Annotated in this window: 14 protein-coding genes and 1 tRNA gene; 1 reads left to right on the top strand and 14 read right to left on the bottom strand. The window is 67.1% G+C overall.

The window, feature by feature from the left end:
• Positions 1-45: 45 nt before the first annotated feature.
• The 14 genes from fusA to MMA15_RS17135 form a co-directional block, all read right to left on the bottom strand.
• Positions 46-2,169, bottom strand: coding sequence for an elongation factor G (gene fusA, locus MMA15_RS17200; protein ID WP_241060833.1), 2,124 nt, complete (start codon positions 2,167-2,169; stop codon positions 46-48).
• A gap of 39 nt (positions 2,170-2,208) precedes the next feature.
• Positions 2,209-2,679, bottom strand: a complete 471-nt coding sequence (gene rpsG, locus MMA15_RS17195) for a 30S ribosomal protein S7 (protein WP_028433241.1) — start codon at positions 2,677-2,679, stop codon at positions 2,209-2,211.
• Between the two features lie 2 nt (positions 2,680-2,681).
• Positions 2,682-3,053, bottom strand: coding sequence for a 30S ribosomal protein S12 (gene rpsL, locus MMA15_RS17190; protein ID WP_003948652.1), 372 nt, complete (start codon positions 3,051-3,053; stop codon positions 2,682-2,684).
• Positions 3,054-3,368: 315 nt separating this feature from the next.
• Positions 3,369-3,932 (bottom strand): DUF1707 and DUF4190 domain-containing protein, encoded by a 564-nt coding sequence (locus MMA15_RS17185; RefSeq protein WP_241060831.1) that lies wholly within the window; start codon positions 3,930-3,932, stop codon positions 3,369-3,371.
• Positions 3,933-3,989: 57 nt separating this feature from the next.
• The gene (locus MMA15_RS17180) at positions 3,990-7,889 is read right to left on the bottom strand and encodes a DNA-directed RNA polymerase subunit beta' (protein WP_241063253.1); all 3,900 of its coding nucleotides are present in this window, start codon (positions 7,887-7,889) and stop codon (positions 3,990-3,992) included.
• A 126-nt stretch (positions 7,890-8,015) separates the two neighbouring features.
• On the bottom strand, positions 8,016-11,501 hold the full coding sequence (rpoB, locus tag MMA15_RS17175) for a DNA-directed RNA polymerase subunit beta (RefSeq protein ID WP_241060829.1): 3,486 nt from the start codon (positions 11,499-11,501) through the stop codon (positions 8,016-8,018).
• Between the two features lie 497 nt (positions 11,502-11,998).
• On the bottom strand, positions 11,999-12,391 hold the full coding sequence (rplL, locus tag MMA15_RS17170) for a 50S ribosomal protein L7/L12 (protein WP_241060827.1): 393 nt from the start codon (positions 12,389-12,391) through the stop codon (positions 11,999-12,001).
• A 117-nt stretch (positions 12,392-12,508) separates the two neighbouring features.
• Entirely contained in the window at positions 12,509-13,048 is a 540-nt protein-coding gene (gene rplJ, locus MMA15_RS17165; protein ID WP_241060825.1) for a 50S ribosomal protein L10, read from the bottom strand.
• A 310-nt stretch (positions 13,049-13,358) separates the two neighbouring features.
• A complete protein-coding gene (locus MMA15_RS17160) occupies positions 13,359-14,261 on the bottom strand; it encodes an SCO4651 family lipoprotein (RefSeq protein ID WP_505016612.1) in 903 nt (300 codons plus the stop codon).
• Between the two features lie 177 nt (positions 14,262-14,438).
• Entirely contained in the window at positions 14,439-15,161 is a 723-nt protein-coding gene (gene rplA, locus MMA15_RS17155; RefSeq protein ID WP_241060822.1) for a 50S ribosomal protein L1, read from the bottom strand.
• A gap of 98 nt (positions 15,162-15,259) precedes the next feature.
• Positions 15,260-15,694, bottom strand: coding sequence for a 50S ribosomal protein L11 (gene rplK / locus MMA15_RS17150; protein ID WP_241060820.1), 435 nt, complete (start codon positions 15,692-15,694; stop codon positions 15,260-15,262).
• A 159-nt stretch (positions 15,695-15,853) separates the two neighbouring features.
• Entirely contained in the window at positions 15,854-16,753 is a 900-nt protein-coding gene (gene nusG / locus MMA15_RS17145) for a transcription termination/antitermination protein NusG (protein ID WP_241060819.1), read from the bottom strand.
• Positions 16,754-16,823: 70 nt separating this feature from the next.
• The gene (gene secE, locus MMA15_RS17140) at positions 16,824-17,102 is read right to left on the bottom strand and encodes a preprotein translocase subunit SecE (RefSeq protein ID WP_372498261.1); all 279 of its coding nucleotides are present in this window, start codon (positions 17,100-17,102) and stop codon (positions 16,824-16,826) included.
• Between the two features lie 110 nt (positions 17,103-17,212).
• Positions 17,213-17,285: transfer RNA gene (locus MMA15_RS17135), tRNA-Trp, on the bottom strand.
• A 176-nt stretch (positions 17,286-17,461) separates the two neighbouring features.
• Between MMA15_RS17135 and MMA15_RS17130 the strand changes: the two genes are divergently transcribed.
• Positions 17,462-18,700 (top strand): pyridoxal phosphate-dependent aminotransferase, encoded by a 1,239-nt coding sequence (locus tag MMA15_RS17130; protein ID WP_241060818.1) that lies wholly within the window; start codon positions 17,462-17,464, stop codon positions 18,698-18,700.
• The last annotated feature ends 22 nt before the right edge of the window (positions 18,701-18,722 follow it).

Below are 18,722 nucleotides of genomic sequence, written 5' to 3'. Positions count from 1 at the left end.
GCCCCGAATGCCTTTGCTCCAGCCTAAGGGTTGAGAAACGCGGTGTTACTCGCCCTTGGCCTTCGCGATGATCTCCTCGGCCACGCTCTTGGGAACTTCGGCGTAGGAGTCGAACTGCATGGAGTAGTTGGCACGGCCGGAGGTCTTGCTTCGCAGGTCTCCGACGTAACCGAACATCTCCGACAGCGGGACCAGGCCGGTGACGAGCTTGGCGCCACCCCTGTCGTCCATTGACTGAACCTGGCCACGACGGGAGTTGATGTCGCCGATCACATCGCCCATGTACTCCTCGGGCGTCGTGACCTCGACCTTCATCATCGGCTCCAGCAGCGCCGGGCTCGCCTTCCGTGCAGCGTCCTTGAACGCCATCGAACCGGCGATCTTGAACGCCATCTCCGAGGAGTCGACGTCGTGGAAGGCACCGTCGAGCAGCGTCACGCGGACACCGGTCAGCGGGTAGCCCGCCAGCACACCGAACTCCATGGCCTCCTGGCAGCCGGCGTCCACGGACGGGATGTACTCCCGCGGGATGCGGCCACCGGTGACCTGGTTGACGAACTCGTAGCCGTCACCTTCGAGCGGCTCGACGGCGATCTGCACCTTCGCGAACTGACCGGAACCACCGGTCTGCTTCTTGTGGGTGTAGTCGACCTTGTCGACCGTCTTGCGGAGCGACTCTCGGTACGCCACCTGCGGCTTGCCGACGTTGGCCTCGACCTTGAACTCGCGCTTCATGCGGTCGACCAGCACATCAAGGTGCAGCTCGCCCATGCCCGCGATGATCGTCTGGCCGGTCTCCTCGTCGGTCTTGACCTGGAAGGACGGGTCCTCCTCGGCCAGCCGCTGGATCGCGACGCCCAACTTCTCCTGGTCGCCCTTGGACTTGGGCTCGATCGCGACCTCGATCACGGGAGCCGGGAACTCCATCGACTCCAGGATCACCGGGTTGCCCGCGTCGCAGAGGGTCTCGCCGGTGGTGGTCTGCTTGAGACCCATGACAGCGACGATGTCGCCGGCACCCACCGACTCGATCTCCTCACGCTTGTTCGCGTGCATCCGGTAGATCTTGCCGATGCGCTCCTTCTTGCCCTTCACCGAGTTCATCACCTGCGAGCCGGTGACCAGCCTGCCGGAGTAGACCCGGATGAAGGTGAGCTTGCCCAGGTGCGGGTCGCTCGCGATCTTGAACGCGAGGGCCGACATGGGCTCCTGCTCGGACGGCTTCCGCTTCAGGACCTCTTCCGGGTCCTTCACGGAGTGACCCTCGATCGCCTCGACGTCCAGCGGGGACGGGAGGTAGCGGGCGATGGCGTCGAGCAGGGGCTGAACGCCCTTGTTCTTGAACGCCGTTCCGCAGAAGACGGGGGTCACCGTGGTGGTGCCCTCGGCGCCGGTGGAGGCGAGGGTGATGCGGCGGATCGCCGCGTAGAGCTGGTCCTCGGTGGGCTCCTGGCCCTCGAGGTACAGCTCCATCATCTCCTCGTCGTTCTCCGCGACGGCCTCGAGCAGATTGCCGCGCCACTCGTCGGCTGCCTCGGCGTGCGTGGCCGGGATGTCGACGGTGTCGTACATCTCGCCCATCTTCGCCTCGGGCGACCAGACCAGCGCCTTCATTTTGACGAGGTCCACGACGCCCTTGAAGTCCGCCTCGGTCCCGATCGGGATCTGCATGACCAGCGGCACCGCACCGAGGCGGTCCACGATCATGTCGACGCAGCGGTGGAACTCCGCGCCGGTGCGGTCCAGCTTGTTGACGAAGCAGATGCGCGGAACGCCGTACCGGTCCGCCTGGCGCCAGACGGTCTCGGACTGCGGCTCGACTCCGGCCACACCGTCGAACACCGTCACTGCACCGTCGAGCACACGCAGCGCACGCTCCACCTCGACGGTGAAGTCGACGTGGCCGGGAGTGTCGATGATGTTGATGGTGTAGTCGACGTCGTTGAGCGGCCAGTGAGTGGTCGTCGCGGCAGACGTGATCGTGATGCCGCGCTCCTGCTCCTGGGCCATCCAGTCCATCGTGGCAGCGCCGTCGTGGACCTCACCGATCTTGTAGCTGCGACCGGTGTAGAACAGGATCCGCTCGGTGGTCGTCGTCTTGCCCGCGTCGATGTGGGCCATGATCCCGATGTTCCGGACCTTGGCCAGGTCAAGTGAAGTGGTAGCCATAAGGCTTCAGTCTTCTCTCGGTCTCGATGGGGTCTGCGACTACCAGCGGTAGTGCGCGAAGGCCTTGTTGGACTCGGCCATCTTGTGAGTGTCCTCGCGCTTCTTCACGGCGGCACCGAGCCCGTTGGAGGCATCGAGCAGCTCGTTGAGAAGACGCTCGGTCATGGTCTTCTCGCGGCGGGCGCGGGAGTACCCCACGATCCAGCGCAGCGCGAGCGTGGAGGAACGGCCGGGGCGGACCTCGACCGGAACCTGATAGGTGGCGCCACCGACGCGCCGCGAGCGGACCTCGAGGGTCGGCTTCACGTTCTCCAGCGCGCGCTTGAGGGTGATGACCGGGTCGTTGCCGGTCTTCTCCCGCAGGCCCTCCATGGCGCCGTAGACGATGCGCTCGGCGGTGGAGCGCTTGCCGTTCAGCAGCACCTTGTTGATGAGGGAGGTCACCAGAGGAGAACCGTAGACCGGGTCGATGATGACCGGGCGCTTCGGGGCGGGGCCCTTACGAGGCATGCTTACTTCTCCTTCTTGGCGCCGTAGCGGCTGCGAGCCTGCTTGCGGTTCTTGACGCCCTGCGTGTCGAGGGAGCCGCGGATGATCTTGTAGCGAACACCCGGCAGGTCCTTCACACGGCCGCCACGCACGAGCACGATCGAGTGCTCCTGGAGGTTGTGGCCCTCACCCGGAATGTAGGCGGTGACCTCGATCCCGCTGGTCAGACGCACACGCGCGACCTTACGCAGGGCCGAGTTCGGCTTCTTCGGGGTGGTGGTGAAAACACGCGTGCAGACGCCGCGACGCTGGGGCGAACCCTCCAGTGCGGGCGTCTTGTTCTTCTCGACCTTGTCCTGCCGGCCCTTGCGGACCAGCTGCTGGATCGTAGGCACCGTTTCTCCGGTTTCTGTGTGCCGTCTCGGTAAAGCTAACCTGGGCCACTCTCCCGACCCACGAGGTCGGGCGTGTCGAAGGCTGCAAAGTCCCGCGTGAAGGCGGATACCCCTCGGGTGAGAAGCATGCAGATCCGGTGCCGCCGGCCGCGCTTCCCGAGCGTCTGACCGCTTACGAGAGCGCAGGGGGCACCCCAGGCACAAGGTCAGAGCGTACCTACTCGCGTCGTCCCCGGTCAAAACAAGCCTCCACGCCGACCACGAGGTACGAAAACCCCTGGCCGCGGGCCCGGACCGGCGGCCCGGCAGCGCCCGTCAGGGAACCGAGACGAGCAAGGTCACCAGCCCGCTGAGCACCAGCGCCACATAGGACAGCAGCAGCCCCGCCATCGCCGAGCCCTCGCCCCGCTCTCTCGTACGTCTGACCTCGACCCGCGCCTTGTGACCGAGGATCACTCCGGGCGCGGCACCGAGCCAGAAGAGGTACGGCGCATGAAGCCCGTACACGATCGGGGCGGTGATCAGCGTGAAGACCGGCGCCCCGATGCCGCAGACGAGCGCGGCCGTCGCCGTGCTGTTGTGCGGTCGCCGTGGAACGGCGTAGGGGACGGGCGGCTGCGGCTGGAAAGGCACCAACTGGCCCTGCCCCGGGGGACGTTGAAAGGTCGGCGGCACCGCGCTCGGCCCGTTGGGCACGTCCCCCGTGAGCTGCTGGAGCTCCTCGATCGTGCGGGCGGCCACGGCACGCCCCACGCGGTAGTCGTACTCGTCCTTGGTCAGCCGGCCCTCCGCGTACGCGGCCTTGAGTACGTCTCCCGCCCGGTCCCGGTCGGCGTTCCCCGCGAGCATCCGCACCACCCCCTCCGAGTCATCATGCACAGAGGGCGGTCGCCCCGGTAGGGACGGCCGCCCTCTGTAGCAGAGCTATGACTCTGATCAGGCGTTGTACGGACCGTAGTCGTAGTCCTCCAGCGGGACCGCCTGGCCGGAGCCGGTGCCGAAGGGCGAGTAGTCGATGTCGTCGTAGCCGACGGCCGAGTACATCGCGGCCTTCGCCTCCTCGGTGGGCTCCACCCGGATGTTGCGGTAACGGGACAGGCCCGTACCGGCCGGGATGAGCTTGCCGATGATGACGTTCTCCTTGAGGCCGATCAGGGAGTCGGACTTGGCGTTGATCGCCGCGTCCGTGAGGACCCTGGTCGTCTCCTGGAAGGACGCCGCCGACAGCCACGACTCGGTGGCCAGCGAAGCCTTGGTGATGCCCATGAGCTGCGGACGGCCGGAGGCCGGGTGGCCGCCTTCCGCCACGACCCTGCGGTTCTCACCCTCGAACTTCGTACGCTCCACCAGCTCGCCCGGCAGCAGCTCCGCGTCGCCGGACTCGATGATCGTCACACGGCGCAGCATCTGCCGGATGATGATCTCGATGTGCTTGTCGTGGATCGAGACGCCCTGGGAGTTGTAGACCTTCTGGACCTCGCCGACCAGGTGCACCTGGACCGCGCGCTGGCCGAGGATGCGCAGCACGTCGTGCGGGTTGGTGGCACCCACGGTCAGCGCCTGGCCGACGGCGACGTGGTCGCCCTCGCCCACCAGCAGCCTGGCGCGCTTGCTGACCGCGTACGAGGTCTCGTCCGAGCCGTCGTCGGGGGTGACGACGACCTTCTTGGTCTTCTCCGTCTCCTCGATACGGACCCGGCCCGCCGATTCGGAGATCGGCGCGACGCCCTTGGGCGTACGGGCCTCGAACAGCTCGACCACACGCGGCAGACCCTGCGTGATGTCGTCACCGGCCACACCACCGGTGTGGAAGGTACGCATCGTGAGCTGGGTGCCGGGCTCACCGATCGACTGGGCCGCGATGATGCCGACGGCCTCGCCGATGTCGACGAGCTTGCCGGTGGCCAGCGAACGCCCGTAGCACATGGCGCAGGTGCCGACCGCCGACTCGCAGGTGAGCACGGATCGGGTCTTGACCGTCTCCACGCCGTGCCGCACCAGTTCGTCGATGAGCACGTCGCCCAGGTCGGTGCCCGCCGGGGCCAGCACCTTGCCGTCCACGACGATGTCCTCGGCGAGGCAGCGCGCGTACACGCTGGTCTCGACGTCCGCGGCCTTGCGCAGCACGTCGTCCGCGCCCCTGGCCGCGATCTCCAGCTTGAGGCCGCGGTCGGTGCCGCAGTCCTCCTCGCGGATGATCACGTCCTGGGAGACGTCGACGAGACGACGCGTCAGGTAACCGGAGTCGGCGGTACGCAGAGCGGTGTCCGCGAGACCCTTACGGGCACCGTGCGTGGAGATGAAGTACTCCAGCACGGAGAGACCCTCACGGAACGACGCCTTGATGGGCCGCGGGATGGTCTCGTTCTTCGCGTTGGACACCAGACCGCGCATACCGGCGATCTGACGCATCTGCATCATGTTCCCTCGGGCGCCCGAGTCGACCATCATGAAGATCGGGTTCGTCTTCGGGAAGTTGTCGCTCATCGCCTCGGAGACCTCGTTGGTCGCCTTCGTCCAGATCGCGATGAGCTCCTGCGTGCGCTCGTCCTTGGTGATCAGACCGCGCTCGTACTGCTTCTGGACCTTCTCGTCCTGCGCCTCGTAACCGGCGATGATCTCCGGCTTGGCGTCCGGGACGACGACGTCCGAGATGGCGATGGTGACGCCGGAGCGGGTCGCCCAGTAGTAACCGGCCGACTTGAGGTTGTCCAGCGCCGCCGCCACGGTGACCTTCGGGTAGCGCTCGGCCAGGTCGTTGACGATCTGGGAGAGCTCCTTCTTGCCGACCGAGTACTCGACGTACGGGTACTCCTCGGGCAGCAGCTCGTTGAAGAGCGCGCGGCCCAGCGTCGTACGCAGCCGGAAGCCGTCGCCGGGCTGCCACTCGGGCTCGCCCTGCTCCGGCAGCGGCGGCGTCCAGTCCGCCGGCGGTACGGAACCGATCGGGAAGCGGATGTCGATCTCCGCCTGGAGCGACAGCTCCCCGGCGTCGAAGGCCATGATCGCTTCGGCGGTGGAGTTGAACGACCTGCCGTCGCCGACGGTCTCGCGCTGCTCCTCGGTGGTGGTGAGGAAGAACAGCCCGAGCACCATGTCCTGCGTGGGCATGGTCACCGGCCGGCCGTCGGCCGGCTTGAGGATGTTGTTCGAGGACAGCATCAGGATGCGGGCCTCGGCCTGCGCCTCCGCGGAGAGCGGCAGGTGCACGGCCATCTGGTCACCGTCGAAGTCCGCGTTGAACGCGGTGCACACGAGCGGGTGGATCTGAATGGCCTTGCCCTCGACGAGCTGCGGCTCGAAGGCCTGGATGCCGAGGCGGTGCAGGGTCGGTGCACGGTTGAGCAGCACCGGGTGCTCCGCGATGACCTCTTCCAGCACGTCGTAGACGACCGTACGGCCGCGCTCGACCATGCGCTTCGCCGACTTGATGTTCTGCGCGTGGTTGAGATCGACCAGGCGCTTCATCACGAACGGCTTGAACAGCTCCAGCGCCATGGCCTTCGGCAGACCGCACTGGTGCAGCTTGAGCTGCGGCCCGACGACGATCACGGAACGGGCCGAGTAGTCGACGCGCTTGCCCAGCAGGTTCTGACGGAAGCGGCCCTGCTTGCCCTTGAGCATGTCGGACAGCGACTTCAGCGGACGGTTGCCGGGCCCGGTGACGGGCCGGCCGCGGCGGCCGTTGTCGAACAGCGCGTCGACGGCCTCCTGAAGCATCCGCTTCTCGTTGTTCACGATGATCTCGGGCGCACCGAGGTCGAGAAGCCGCTTGAGGCGGTTGTTCCGGTTGATGACGCGGCGGTACAGGTCGTTGAGGTCGGAGGTCGCGAAGCGGCCACCGTCGAGCTGCACCATCGGACGCAGGTCCGGCGGGATCACCGGCACGCAGTCCAGCACCATGCCCTTGGGGCTGTTGCTGGTCTGGAGGAAGGCCGAGACGACCTTGAGGCGCTTCAGCGCCCGGGTCTTCTTCTGGCCCTTGCCGGTACGGATGATCTCGCGGAGCCGCTCCGCCTCCTCGTCGAGGTCGAATGTCTCCAGGCGCTTCTGGAGCGCGGCGGCGCCCATCGAACCGTCGAAGTAGGTCCCGAAGCGGTCGCGCAGCTCGCGGTAGAGCAGCTCGTCGCCCTCCAGGTCCTGGACCTTGAGGTTCTTGAAGCGGGACCACACCTCGTCGAGACGGTCGATCTCACGCTGCGCGCGGTCGCGGATCTGCTTCATCTCGCGCTCGGCGCCCTCGCGCACCTTGCGGCGTACGTCGGCCTTGGCGCCCTCGGCCTCGAGCTCGGCCAGGTCCGACTCCTGCTTCTTGGCGCGCGCCTCCAGGTCGGAGTCACGGCGCTGCTCGATCTGCTGACGCTCGACGCCGACGTGCGCCTCCAGGGAGGGCAGGTCGCGCGTGCGGCGCTCCTCGTCGACGTACGTGATCATGTACGCCGCGAAGTAGATGACCTTCTCCAGGTCCTTCGGAGCCAGGTCCAGCAGGTAGCCCAGGCGCGACGGGACGCCCTTGAAGTACCAGATGTGGGTGACGGGCGCGGCAAGCTCGATGTGGCCCATCCGCTCACGGCGCACCTTGGCGCGGGTGACCTCGACACCGCAGCGCTCACAGATGATGCCCTTGAAGCGGACGCGCTTGTACTTGCCGCAGTAGCACTCCCAGTCCCGGGTCGGACCGAAGATCTTCTCGCAGAAGAGTCCGTCCTTCTCGGGCTTGAGGGTGCGGTAGTTGATGGTTTCCGGCTTCTTGACCTCGCCGTGCGACCACTGACGGATGTCGTCAGCGGTGGCCAGGCCGATCCGCAGTTCGTCGAAGAAGTTGACGTCGAGCACTCTCGTCAATCCCTCTCAGGGTTGTGTCGATGAATGGTCTGAGCGGGGTTTGGAGGGGTCGCCTCCAGGCCCCCAGGGCCGAGGGGGAGGCCGGAACGCCTGGCGATCGCGTCCCGGCCAGACCCGTCAGACCTCTTCGACGCTGCTCGGCTCGCGCCGGGACAGGTCGATACCGAGCTCTTCCGCCGCGCGGAAGACGTCTTCGTCCGTGTCACGCATCTCGATGGACATGCCGTCCGAGGACAGCACCTCCACGTTGAGGCAGAGCGACTGCATCTCCTTGATGAGCACCTTGAACGACTCGGGGATGCCCGGCTCGGGGATGTTCTCGCCCTTGACGATGGCTTCGTAGACCTTCACGCGGCCGGTGACGTCGTCGGACTTGATGGTGAGCAGCTCCTGTAGTGCGTACGCGGCGCCGTACGCCTCCAGGGCCCACACCTCCATCTCACCGAAGCGCTGGCCACCGAACTGTGCCTTACCGCCCAGCGGCTGCTGGGTGATCATGCTGTACGGACCGGTCGAGCGGGCGTGGAGCTTGTCGTCGACCAGGTGGTGCAGCTTGAGGATGTACATGTAGCCGACCGAGATCGGGTCCGGGAACGGCTCGCCGGAGCGGCCGTCGAACAGGTGCGCCTTGCCGGAGGGCAGAACCATCCGGTCGCCGTCCCTGTTCGGCACCGTGGCCTGGAAGAGGCCCGCGATCTCGTCCTCGCGCGCACCGTCGAAGACCGGGGTGGCCACGTTGGTGCCCGAGGAGACGTCGTCGGCGCCGATCTGCTGGAGGCGCCGCGCCCACTCCTCGTCGATGCCCGCGACGTTCCAGCCCTGGGAGGCGAGCCAGCCCAGGTGGATCTCAAGCACCTGTCCCGGGTTCATACGGGACGGGACGCCCAGCGGGTTGAGGATGACGTCGACCGGGGTGCCGTCCTCCAGGAACGGCATGTCCTCGACCGGGAGGATCTTGGAGATGACGCCCTTGTTGCCGTGACGGCCTGCGAGCTTGTCACCGTCGGTGATCTTGCGCTTCTGCGCCACGTAGACGCGCACCAACTGGTTGACGCCCGGGGGCAGTTCGTCGCCCTCCTCGCGGTCGAAGACGCGTACGCCGATGACCTTGCCGGTCTCGCCGTGCGGCACCTTCAGGGAGGTGTCACGTACCTCGCGGGCCTTCTCGCCGAAGATCGCACGCAGCAGGCGCTCCTCCGGGGTCAGCTCCGTCTCGCCCTTCGGGGTGACCTTGCCGACCAGGATGTCGCCCGCCTCGACCTCGGCGCCGATGCGGATGATGCCGCGCTCGTCGAGGTCGGCGAGGACCTCCTCGGAGACGTTCGGGATGTCCCGGGTGATCTCCTCGGGGCCGAGCTTGGTGTCACGGGCGTCGACCTCGTGCTCCTCGATGTGGATCGAGGAGAGGACATCGTCCTGCACCAGGCGCTGGCTGAGGATGATCGCGTCCTCGTAGTTGTAGCCCTCCCAGGGCATGAAGGCGACCAGCAGGTTCTTGCCGAGCGCCATCTCGCCTTCGTCGGTGGACGGGCCGTCGGCGAGGACCTGGCCCTCGATCACCCGGGAGCCCTCGTCGACGAGCACCTTCTGGTTGAAGGAGGTGCCCTGGTTGGAGCGCGTGAACTTCGCGACGCGGTACGTGGTGTAGGTGCCGTCGTCGTTGGCCACCGTGACGTAGTCCGCGGAGACCTCCTGTACGACACCGTCCTTCTCGGCCTTGATGACGTCACCGGCGTCGACCGCGCAGCGGTACTCCATGCCGGTGCCGACCAGCGGCGCCTCGGCCTTGATGAGCGGCACGGCCTGCCGCATCATGTTCGACCCCATGAGCGCGCGGTTGGCGTCGTCGTGCTCGAGGAAGGGGATCATGGCCGTCGCGACCGACACCATCTGGCGCGGCGAGACGTCCATGTAGTCCACGTCGTCGCCCGGGATCAGGTCGACCTCGCCGCCACGGCGGCGGATCAGCACCCGGTCCTCGGCGAAGCGCATCTCCTCGGTGAGCGGCGCGTTCGCCTGCGCGATGACGAAGCGGTCCTCTTCGTCGGCCGTCAGGTAGTGCACCTCGTCGGTGACGACGCCGTCGACCACCTTGCGGTACGGCGTCTCCACGAAGCCGAACGCGTTGACGCGCCCGTACGAGGCGAGCGAACCGATCAGACCGATGTTCGGGCCTTCCGGCGTCTCGATCGGGCACATACGTCCGTAGTGCGAGGGGTGCACGTCACGGACCTCGAAGCCGGCCCGCTCACGGCTCAGACCACCCGGACCGAGCGCCGACAGGCGGCGCTTGTGGGTGAGACCCGAGATCGGGTTCGTCTGGTCCATGAACTGCGAGAGCTGGCTGGTGCCGAAGAACTCCTTGATGGAGGCGACGACCGGACGGATGTTGATCAGGGTCTGCGGCGTGATCGCCTCGACGTCCTGAGTCGTCATCCGCTCACGGACGACACGTTCCATACGGGCCAGACCGGTGCGGACCTGGTTCTGGATCAGCTCGCCGACGTTGCGCAGGCGGCGGTTGCCGAAGTGGTCGATGTCGTCGGTCTCGATGACGATCTGGTCGCCCTCGGCGGACGTCGACTCGGTCTCCCCCGCGTGCAGCTTGACCAGGTACTTGATCGTCGCGATGACGTCGGCGGTGGTGAGCACGCCGGAGTCCAGCGGCTCCTCGCCGCCGAGCTTCTTGTTGATCTTGTACCGGCCGACCTTGGCCAGGTCGTACCGCTTCGGGTTGAAGTAGAGGTTCTCCAGGAGTGTCTGCGCGGCCTCACGCGTCGGCGGCTCGCCCGGACGCAGCTTGCGGTAGATGTCGAGCAGCGCGTCGTCCTGGCCCTGGGTGTGGTCCTTCTCCAGGGTGGCCCGCATCGACTCGTACTGCCCGAACTCCTCCAGGATCTGCTCGTTCGTCCAGCCGAGCGCCTTGAGAAGTACGGTCACCGACTGCTTGCGCTTGCGGTCGATGCGCACACCGACCATGTCGCGCTTGTCGACCTCCATCTCCAGCCATGCACCGCGGGACGGGATGATCTTGGCGGAGTAGATGTCCTTGTCGGAGGTCTTGTCGATGGAGCTGTCGAAGTAGACACCCGGCGAGCGGACGAGCTGCGAGACCACGACACGCTCGGTGCCGTTGATAACGAAGGTGCCCTTGTCCGTCATCAGCGGGAAGTCGCCCATGAAGACGGTCTGGGACTTGATCTCGCCGGTTTCGTTGTTGGTGAACTCGGCGGTGACGAAGAGCGGAGCCGCGTACGTGAAGTCGCGCTCCTTGCACTCGTCGATCGAGTTCTTCGGGGGCTCGAAACGGTGATCGCGGAAGGTCAGCGACATCGATCCGGAGAAGTCCTCGATCGGGGAGATCTCCTCGAAGATCTCTTCCAGACCGGACTTCGTCGGAACGTCGTTTCCGCTCTCCAGCGCCGCCTCGACCCGGGACTTCCAGGCTTCGTTGCCGAGCAGCCAGTCAAAACTCTCGGTCTGGAGCGCAAGGAGGTTGGGAACCTCGAGAGGTTCCTTGATCTTCGCAAAAGAAATACGCAGCGGGGCGGTGCTGGCGCCATTGTTCGAATTGGCAGTCGAGGCAGTGCGCGAGGCGGCCAAGAGGGGGTCCTTCCGAGGGCTCGGACTCTCTGCGCGCATACCGGTGGCCCCTGGGTGACGGGCAGGGAGCAGCTAACAGGCAGCGCAAAGGGTCAGTGTAGCCTCAAGGCCCACTGATGTCCAGAGCAGATTTCCGGAACCGGACTCGGTCCCGGTCTCCGCCTCCAGCCGGTGGCAATCTGTCCTCCGGGAGGGGATCCCCCCTAGTTGTTCATCTCTGCCGCGGCCCGTCCCGACGGCCTCGGTACGTCGGGGCGGAACGTGCTTGCCGCAACACTTCCCGCTTCGTCCTCGATCCATGCCTCGGAAACCGGATCGATGCGAACGGCGCGTCCAGAGAATTGCGCGCCAAGTGCCGTTCGTCAAGGGCCCCACGGCAGCGAAGATCACCATACCCGCCTGCCGGGAGGGGGTCCGTGAGGGCTTCCGAGACGCCGAGGGGCGACCACCCGGCTGGGTGATCGCCCCTGGCTGAGGGGTCTTCACGACCCCGTTGATCACTTGACCTCGACGGAGGCGCCGGCGCCCTCGAGGGACTCCTTAGCCTTGTCCGCGGCGTCCTTCGCGACCTTCTCGAGAACCGGCTTCGGGGTGCTGTCGACCAGCTCCTTGGCCTCCTTCAGACCCAACGAGGTCAGCTCACGCACGACCTTGATGACCTGGATCTTCTTGTCGCCGGCGCCGGTGAGGACGACGTCGAACTCGTCCTGCTCCTCGGCAGCGGCGGCGGCCTCGCCACCACCCTGGCCGGGGGCGGCCACGGCGACGGCGGCCGGGGCGGCGGCCTCGACGTCGAACTTCTCCTCGAAGGCCTTCACGAACTCGGAGAGCTCGATGAGGGTCATGTCACTGAACTGCTCGAGCAGCTCGTCCTGGCTGAGCTTCGCCATGGTGGCGGTCCTTCCACTATTCCGGCTGGTGCCGTGTGTACGTATCGACGGGTTCGTCAGGCTTGGAGCCCGCTGTGGCCGGGTGCCTGTGCCTGCCCGGCCTCGACGGGAGCCGAATTACTCGGCACCGCCCTGCTCGACCTTGCTGCGCAGCGCGTCCGCGGTACGGACGAACTTCGTCAGCGGGGCCTGGAAGGTCGCCGCGGCCTTCGCCATGGACGCCTTCATGCCGCCGGCCAGCTTGGCGAGCAGCACCTCGCGGGATTCCAGCTCCGCGAGCTTGTTGAGGTCGTCGGCGCTGTACTGCGCGCCGTCGACGATGCCGCCCTTGATGACCAGGGCGGGGTTGTCCTTGGCGAAGTCACGGAGACCCTTCGCCGCCGCTACCGGGTCACCGGTGACGAAGGCGACGGCCGACGAGCCCGTGAAGAACTCGTCCAGCTCGTTGATCCCGGCCTCGTTGGCCGCGATCTTGGTCAGTGTGTTCTTCACCACGCGGTACTGGGCGTCCTCACCGAGCGAGCGGCGCAGCTCCTTGAGCTGGGCAACCGAAAGCCCCGTGTACGCGGTGACCACTGCGGCGTTGGAGTCACGGAACTTGTTCGTGATCTCCTCAACGGCGGCGATCTTGTCGGGCGCGACCTGGTCCCTCGCCATGAGCCTCGGCCTCCTTCCGGGTGATGAGACCGCTCGGAAGGGGCTGGAACGACGAAACGCCCCAGCGCAGGCGCATGGGGCGTGGCTCGACCGGGACGACGCGTACTCGTCCTCGGGAGCTTCCTCATCACCTACGCGGGTCGCCCGCGGCTAGCGGATCCTTCGGCCGTCGTGCCCTCTTGACCGAGCACGACGACGACCAGCGGTCTTTGGCTTCGTACGAGATTACGCGAAGGCCCCCTCCGGCACCAAATCCGTTGCCGGGAGGGGGCCTTCCGTACGGGTACGCGGATGCGTCGGCGTCCGGCGGTCAGCTCCTGCCGGGCAGCGCGTCCTCGAAGGGCACCGTGTCGGACGAGGCGGGCGCCTCCACGGAGACGTCGGTGCCGTAGTCCGAGTAGAAGACCGTCGAGTCCAGGTCGCCGTGCTTGCCCTTGGCGCGCTCCTGCTTCTTCACCAGCAGGTCCTCGCCGTCGATCCAGACGTCGACCTTCTCGGTCTTGAAGCCCTGCTGCGAAAGCTGGTCGGAGAGCTGGTCCAGTTCCTTCTCGCTGAGCTTCCTCGACTGCATGCGGGCCAGTTCGGCGACCTCGATGGTGCCGCTGTAGTGGTCGGTCTTCTTGCCCTTGACGGTCTCGGAGCCGACCTTCTTCACCTTGCCGCTCGCCAGCAGCAGATCGACCGAGCGGGCCGGGTTGTTGTTCTGCATCTGGTCCTTGATGAGCGCGCCCGACGGGCCGGTCTGCTCGGCCAGCTTGTCGTAGTCGTACTTCATCCAGTGCTTGCCCTTGCCCGCCGTGGAGGCGAACTGCTCGCCGAGGTTCACGTACATCGCGTCCTCGGTGTAGCGGGCGTCCATGGGCTTGCCGCTCGTGGGCAGGCTGCCGGCGCCCGCGCCCTGCTGCGTGACGGTCATCTCCGCGGTGGTGCCGCCGCCGGACCAGTCCACGGCGCCCTCGGTCTTCGTGGAGATCTCACCCTGCGGGGTGCCCTGGCTCTGGTCGCCCTCGACCCTCGCGGTCTTCTTCTGTTCCGTGCTCTTCGACGCCTGCTGAAGCTCGGTGATCGCGACCTGCGCGGGCGAGAGACCTTCCTTGTCCTTCGAGCCGCCGCCGGAGCCGGAGTCCGAGCTCCCGGAGTTGCCGCCGCATGCCGTGAGTCCGGCAGCCATCACAACTCCCGCCGCAAGCATGGCGATTCGGGCCTGGCGCATCTGATTCCCCCTGGATTTCCACTTGTTGAGAAGTACGCAGATTGAGATGTACGCAGAGGACTTTATCCCGGACATGACTCCCGTACATGGCCGCCCGTGCGACACAGAGCCGGGCCCCGCCCTCCGGAGAGGACGGGGCCCGGCTCACGTCGCGGCCCGCGGGCCCGAGCTGGGCGCTCAGACGGCCGCGGGGTCCTCCTCGACGAGGAGGTTGCGGGTGCGGTTGGGGTCCACGGGGATCCCGGGGCCCATCGTGGTGGTGATGGACGTCTTCTTCACGTAACGGCCCTTGGCGGCCGACGGCTTCAGACGCTGGATCTCGTCCAGGGCCGCGGCGTAGTTCTCGACGAGCTGGGTGTCGTCGAAGGACGCCTTGCCGATGATGAAGTGGAGGTTCGCGTGCTTGTCGACACGGAACTCGATCTTGCCGCCCTTGATGTCGTTGACGGCCTTGGTGACGTCGGGCGTGACGGTGCCGGTCTTCGGGTTCGGCATCAGGCCACGCGGACCGAGCACGCGGCCGAGGCGGCCGACCTTGCCCATCAGGTCCGGGGTGGCGACGACGGCGTCGAAGTCCAGGCGTCCGCCCGCGACCTCCTCGATCAACTCGTCGGCGCCGACGATGTCGGCTCCCGCGGCCTCCGCGGCTGCTGCACGGTCACCGGTCGCGAAGACCAGGACCCGGGCGGTCTTGCCGGTGCCGTGCGGCAGGTTCACGGTGCCGCGGACCATCTGGTCTGCCTTGCGGGGGTCGACGCCCAGCCGCAGGGCGACCTCGACGGTCGCGTCGAACTTCTTGGTGGAGGTTTCCTTCGCGAGCCGGACGGCCTCGAGCGGGGCGTACAGGCGCTCCCGGTCGATCTTGGCGTCCGCGCTGCGGAAAGCCTTGCTGCGCTTCACTTTCTGCTCCTGACAGTGGCGTCGTGCGGCTGGTCCGCACGGCGGTTACGGAGTCGTGGTACGGGCCTGCGCGGGCCCTTCCACGGGGTGCGGACCGTTCAGCCTTCGACGGTGACGCCCATGGAACGGGCGGTGCCGGCGATGATCTTCTCGGCCTGGTCCAGGTCGTTGGCGTTGAGGTCGGGCATCTTCGTGGTGGCGATCTCGCGCACCTGGTCGCGGGTGATCTTCGCGACCTTGGTGGTGTGCGGGGTGCCGGAGCCCTTGTCCACGCCGGCGGCCTTCAGGATCATCTTCGACGCCGGCGGCGTCTTGGTGATGAAGTCGAAGGAGCGGTCCTCGTAGACCGTGATCTCCACCGGGATGACCCAGCCGCGCTGCGACTCGGTCGCCGCGTTGTAGGCCTTGCAGAACTCCATGATGTTGACGCCGTGCTGACCCAGCGCCGGGCCGACCGGCGGTGCCGGGTTGGCGGCACCGGCCTGGATCTGGAGCTTGATCAGCCCCGCGACCTTCTTCTTCTTGGGAGGCATGCTCTCTCCGGGTCCTTAGTGAGAGGTGATTCGTCCTCCACCCGCCGCGCGGATGAAGGCATACCGCACCACGATAGCCCGTACCGAGGTGCGCACTGAAACCGGCAGCTCACGCCACCTGCGAGGTGCGACGAGCTGCCGGAAGCCGGGCGGGAAGGCTCAGTTCTTCTGGATCTGGTCGAAGCTCAGCTCGACCGGGGTCTCCCGGCCGAAGATCTCGACGAGGCCCTTGACCTTCTTGGAGTCGGCGTTGATCTCGTTGATCGTCGCCTGGAGGGTGGCGAACGGGCCGTCGGTGACGGTGACCGAGTCGCCGACCTCGAAGTCCAGCACCTGGACCTCGACCTTGCGTCCCGGGCCGCCCGCGGGCTTGCCCTCCTCCTCGGCGACCGCGGCCTTGGCGGCCTTCTCCTCGGCCTCCGGAGCGAGCATCTTGACGATCTCGTCGAGGGTCAGCGGGTACGGGTCGTAGGCGTTGCCGACGAAGCCCGTGACGCCCGGGGTGTTGCGGACGACGCCCCAGGACTCGTTGGTGAGGTCCATGCGTACGAGGACGTAGCCCGGGAGCTTGTTCTGCCGGACGGTGCGGCGGTCGCCGTTCTTGATCTGGACGACCTCTTCCTGCGGCACCTCGGCCTGGAAGATGAAGTCCTCGACGTTGAGGGAGACGGCGCGCTGTTCGAGGTTCGTCTTCACGCGGTTCTCATAGCCCGCGTAGGTGTGGATCACGTACCACTCGCCGGGGAGGAAGCGCAGTTCCTCGCGGAGGGCCGCGACCGGGTCCTCGGCCTCCGGCTCGGCTTCTTCCACTTCGCCTTCTTCGCCGTCGTCCTGCGCGGCGGCCTCGGCGTCCTCTGCCGTCTCGTCGTCCGACTCCTCGTGGACGGCGGCCTCTTCGGCGGGCTCGGCGACGTCCCCCTCGGCACTGAGCGCCTGGGCCGGGCCACCGGCGTCGGCCTGCTCCTGCTCCGCGCTGTCGTCCGCAGCCTCGACGATGTCGCGTGCGGTGTCGTCGCCCTCGCCGGGCTCGACGGCATCGTTCAGGTTCGGATCAGACACGGTGGCTGCTTCTTCCTGGCTTCATGGGTTCGAACATACGGGAAGCGCCGCGGGCGATGCCTTCGCGGGCTCAGCCGAAAACGTACTTGATGGCCTGGGTGAACCCGTAGTCGATCACGGTCACGAGGCCGATCATGATGGCGACGAAGACGATCACCACGGTGGTGTAGGTCGACAGTTGATGCCGGGTCGGCCAGACGACCTTGCGCAGCTCGGCGACGATCTGCCGGTAGAAAAGCCCGAGTCGGCCCAAGGGGCCCCTCTTGGCGCGCTTGCCCCCACGTCGTGGCTTGCCCTCCGACGACCCGCCGGGCTCTGGGACCTGGGTGGTATCCGTGATCTCCGTCACTCGTCCTCACCTGATCCGGGTCGTTGCCATGCGGCGTCCGGCCCGGCCGCACAGCGGTGCATTTCAGTACGTACGCAAGCACTCACACGCCGCTTGGACGGTGTGTGGAGCAGGGCCGGAGGGACTCGAACCCCCAACCGCTGGTTTTGGAGACCAGTGCTCTTCCAATTGAGCTACGACCCTTTGTGATTCCCCAACTTACCCCATCGGAACGACTGCTTGGTGTGCGTGCCGGTCGCGGGCCGGGGGATCAACGACGTGTGAGTGTACGTGGTCCGCGGGCGGGCGTCGAACACGTAACGGCGGGCCCCGGCCGATCCCCGGTGCCCGTGCGCGGGGCCGTCTGGGAACATGCCTGTATGAGCGCTGCAACGCCACCAGCCCAGTCACCCACCGAACGACGTGTGTCGGCCCGTGTCGGGTCGATCTCCGAGTCCGCGACGCTCGCCGTCGACGCCAAGGCCAAGGCACTCAAGGCCGCCGGGCGTCCGGTGATCGGTTTCGGCGCGGGCGAACCGGACTTCCCTACGCCGGACTACATCGTCGACGCGGCGGCTGAGGCATGCCGTGACACGAGGAACCACCGGTACACGCCGGCCGGCGGCCTGCCCGAACTGAAGGCCGCCATCGCCGAGAAGACGCTGCGCGACTCCGGTTACGAGATCGAGCCCGCCCAGGTGCTGGTCACCAACGGCGGCAAGCAGGCCATCTACGAGTCCTTCGCCGCGGTCCTCGACCCGGGCGACGAGGTCATCGTCCCGGCTCCGTACTGGACGACGTACCCGGAGTCGATCAGGCTCGCGGGCGGCGTGCCGGTGCCCGTCGTCGCCGATGAGACGACCGGCTACCGCGTGAGCGTCGAGCAGTTGGAGGCCGCGCGCACGGAGCGCACGAAGATGGTCGTCTTCGTCTCCCCCTCCAACCCGACCGGTGCCGTCTATCCGAGGGCGCAGGTCGAGGCGGTCGGCAAGTGGGCCGTCGAGCACGGACTGTGGGTGCTGACCGACGAGATCTACGAGCACCTCGTGTACGGCGACGCGGCGTTCACGTCGCTGCCTGTCGTCGTGCCCGAGCTGCGCGACAAGTGCGTGGTCGTCAACGGCGTGGCCAAGACGTACGCGATGACCGGCTGGCGCGTGGGCTGGATCGTAGGCCCGAAGGACGTCGTGAAGGCGGCCACGAACCTTCAGTCGCACGCCACTTCGAACGTCAGCAACGTGGCGCAGGTCGCCGCCGTCGCGGCGGTCTCCGGCAGCCTGGACGCGGTCGCGGAGATGCGGGCCGCCTTCGACCGGCGGCGGCGCACCATCGTGCGGATGCTCAACGAGATCGAGGGCGTCGTCTGCCCCGAGCCCGAGGGCGCGTTCTACGCGTACCCCTCCGTGAAGGGCCTGCTGGGCAAGGAGATCCGCGGCAGGCGTCCGGGCACGAGCGTCGAACTGGCCGAGCTGATCCTGGAGGAGGCGGAGGTCGCTGTCGTGCCGGGCGAGGCCTTCGGCACCCCCGGCTATCTGCGGCTGTCCTACGCGCTCGGGGACGAGGACCTCGCTGAGGGAGTCTCACGTATGCAGAAGCTGCTGGGCGAGGCGCACGGCTGAGGGAGAACGCCGCCTGGGAGGG

Origin of the sequence: Streptomyces marispadix, from assembly GCF_022524345.1 — a bacterium.
Taxonomy (GTDB): domain Bacteria; phylum Actinomycetota; class Actinomycetes; order Streptomycetales; family Streptomycetaceae; genus Streptomyces; species Streptomyces marispadix.
Note: the sequence above shows the minus strand (reverse complement) of the source record. Positions and strands in the feature narration are given on the sequence as shown.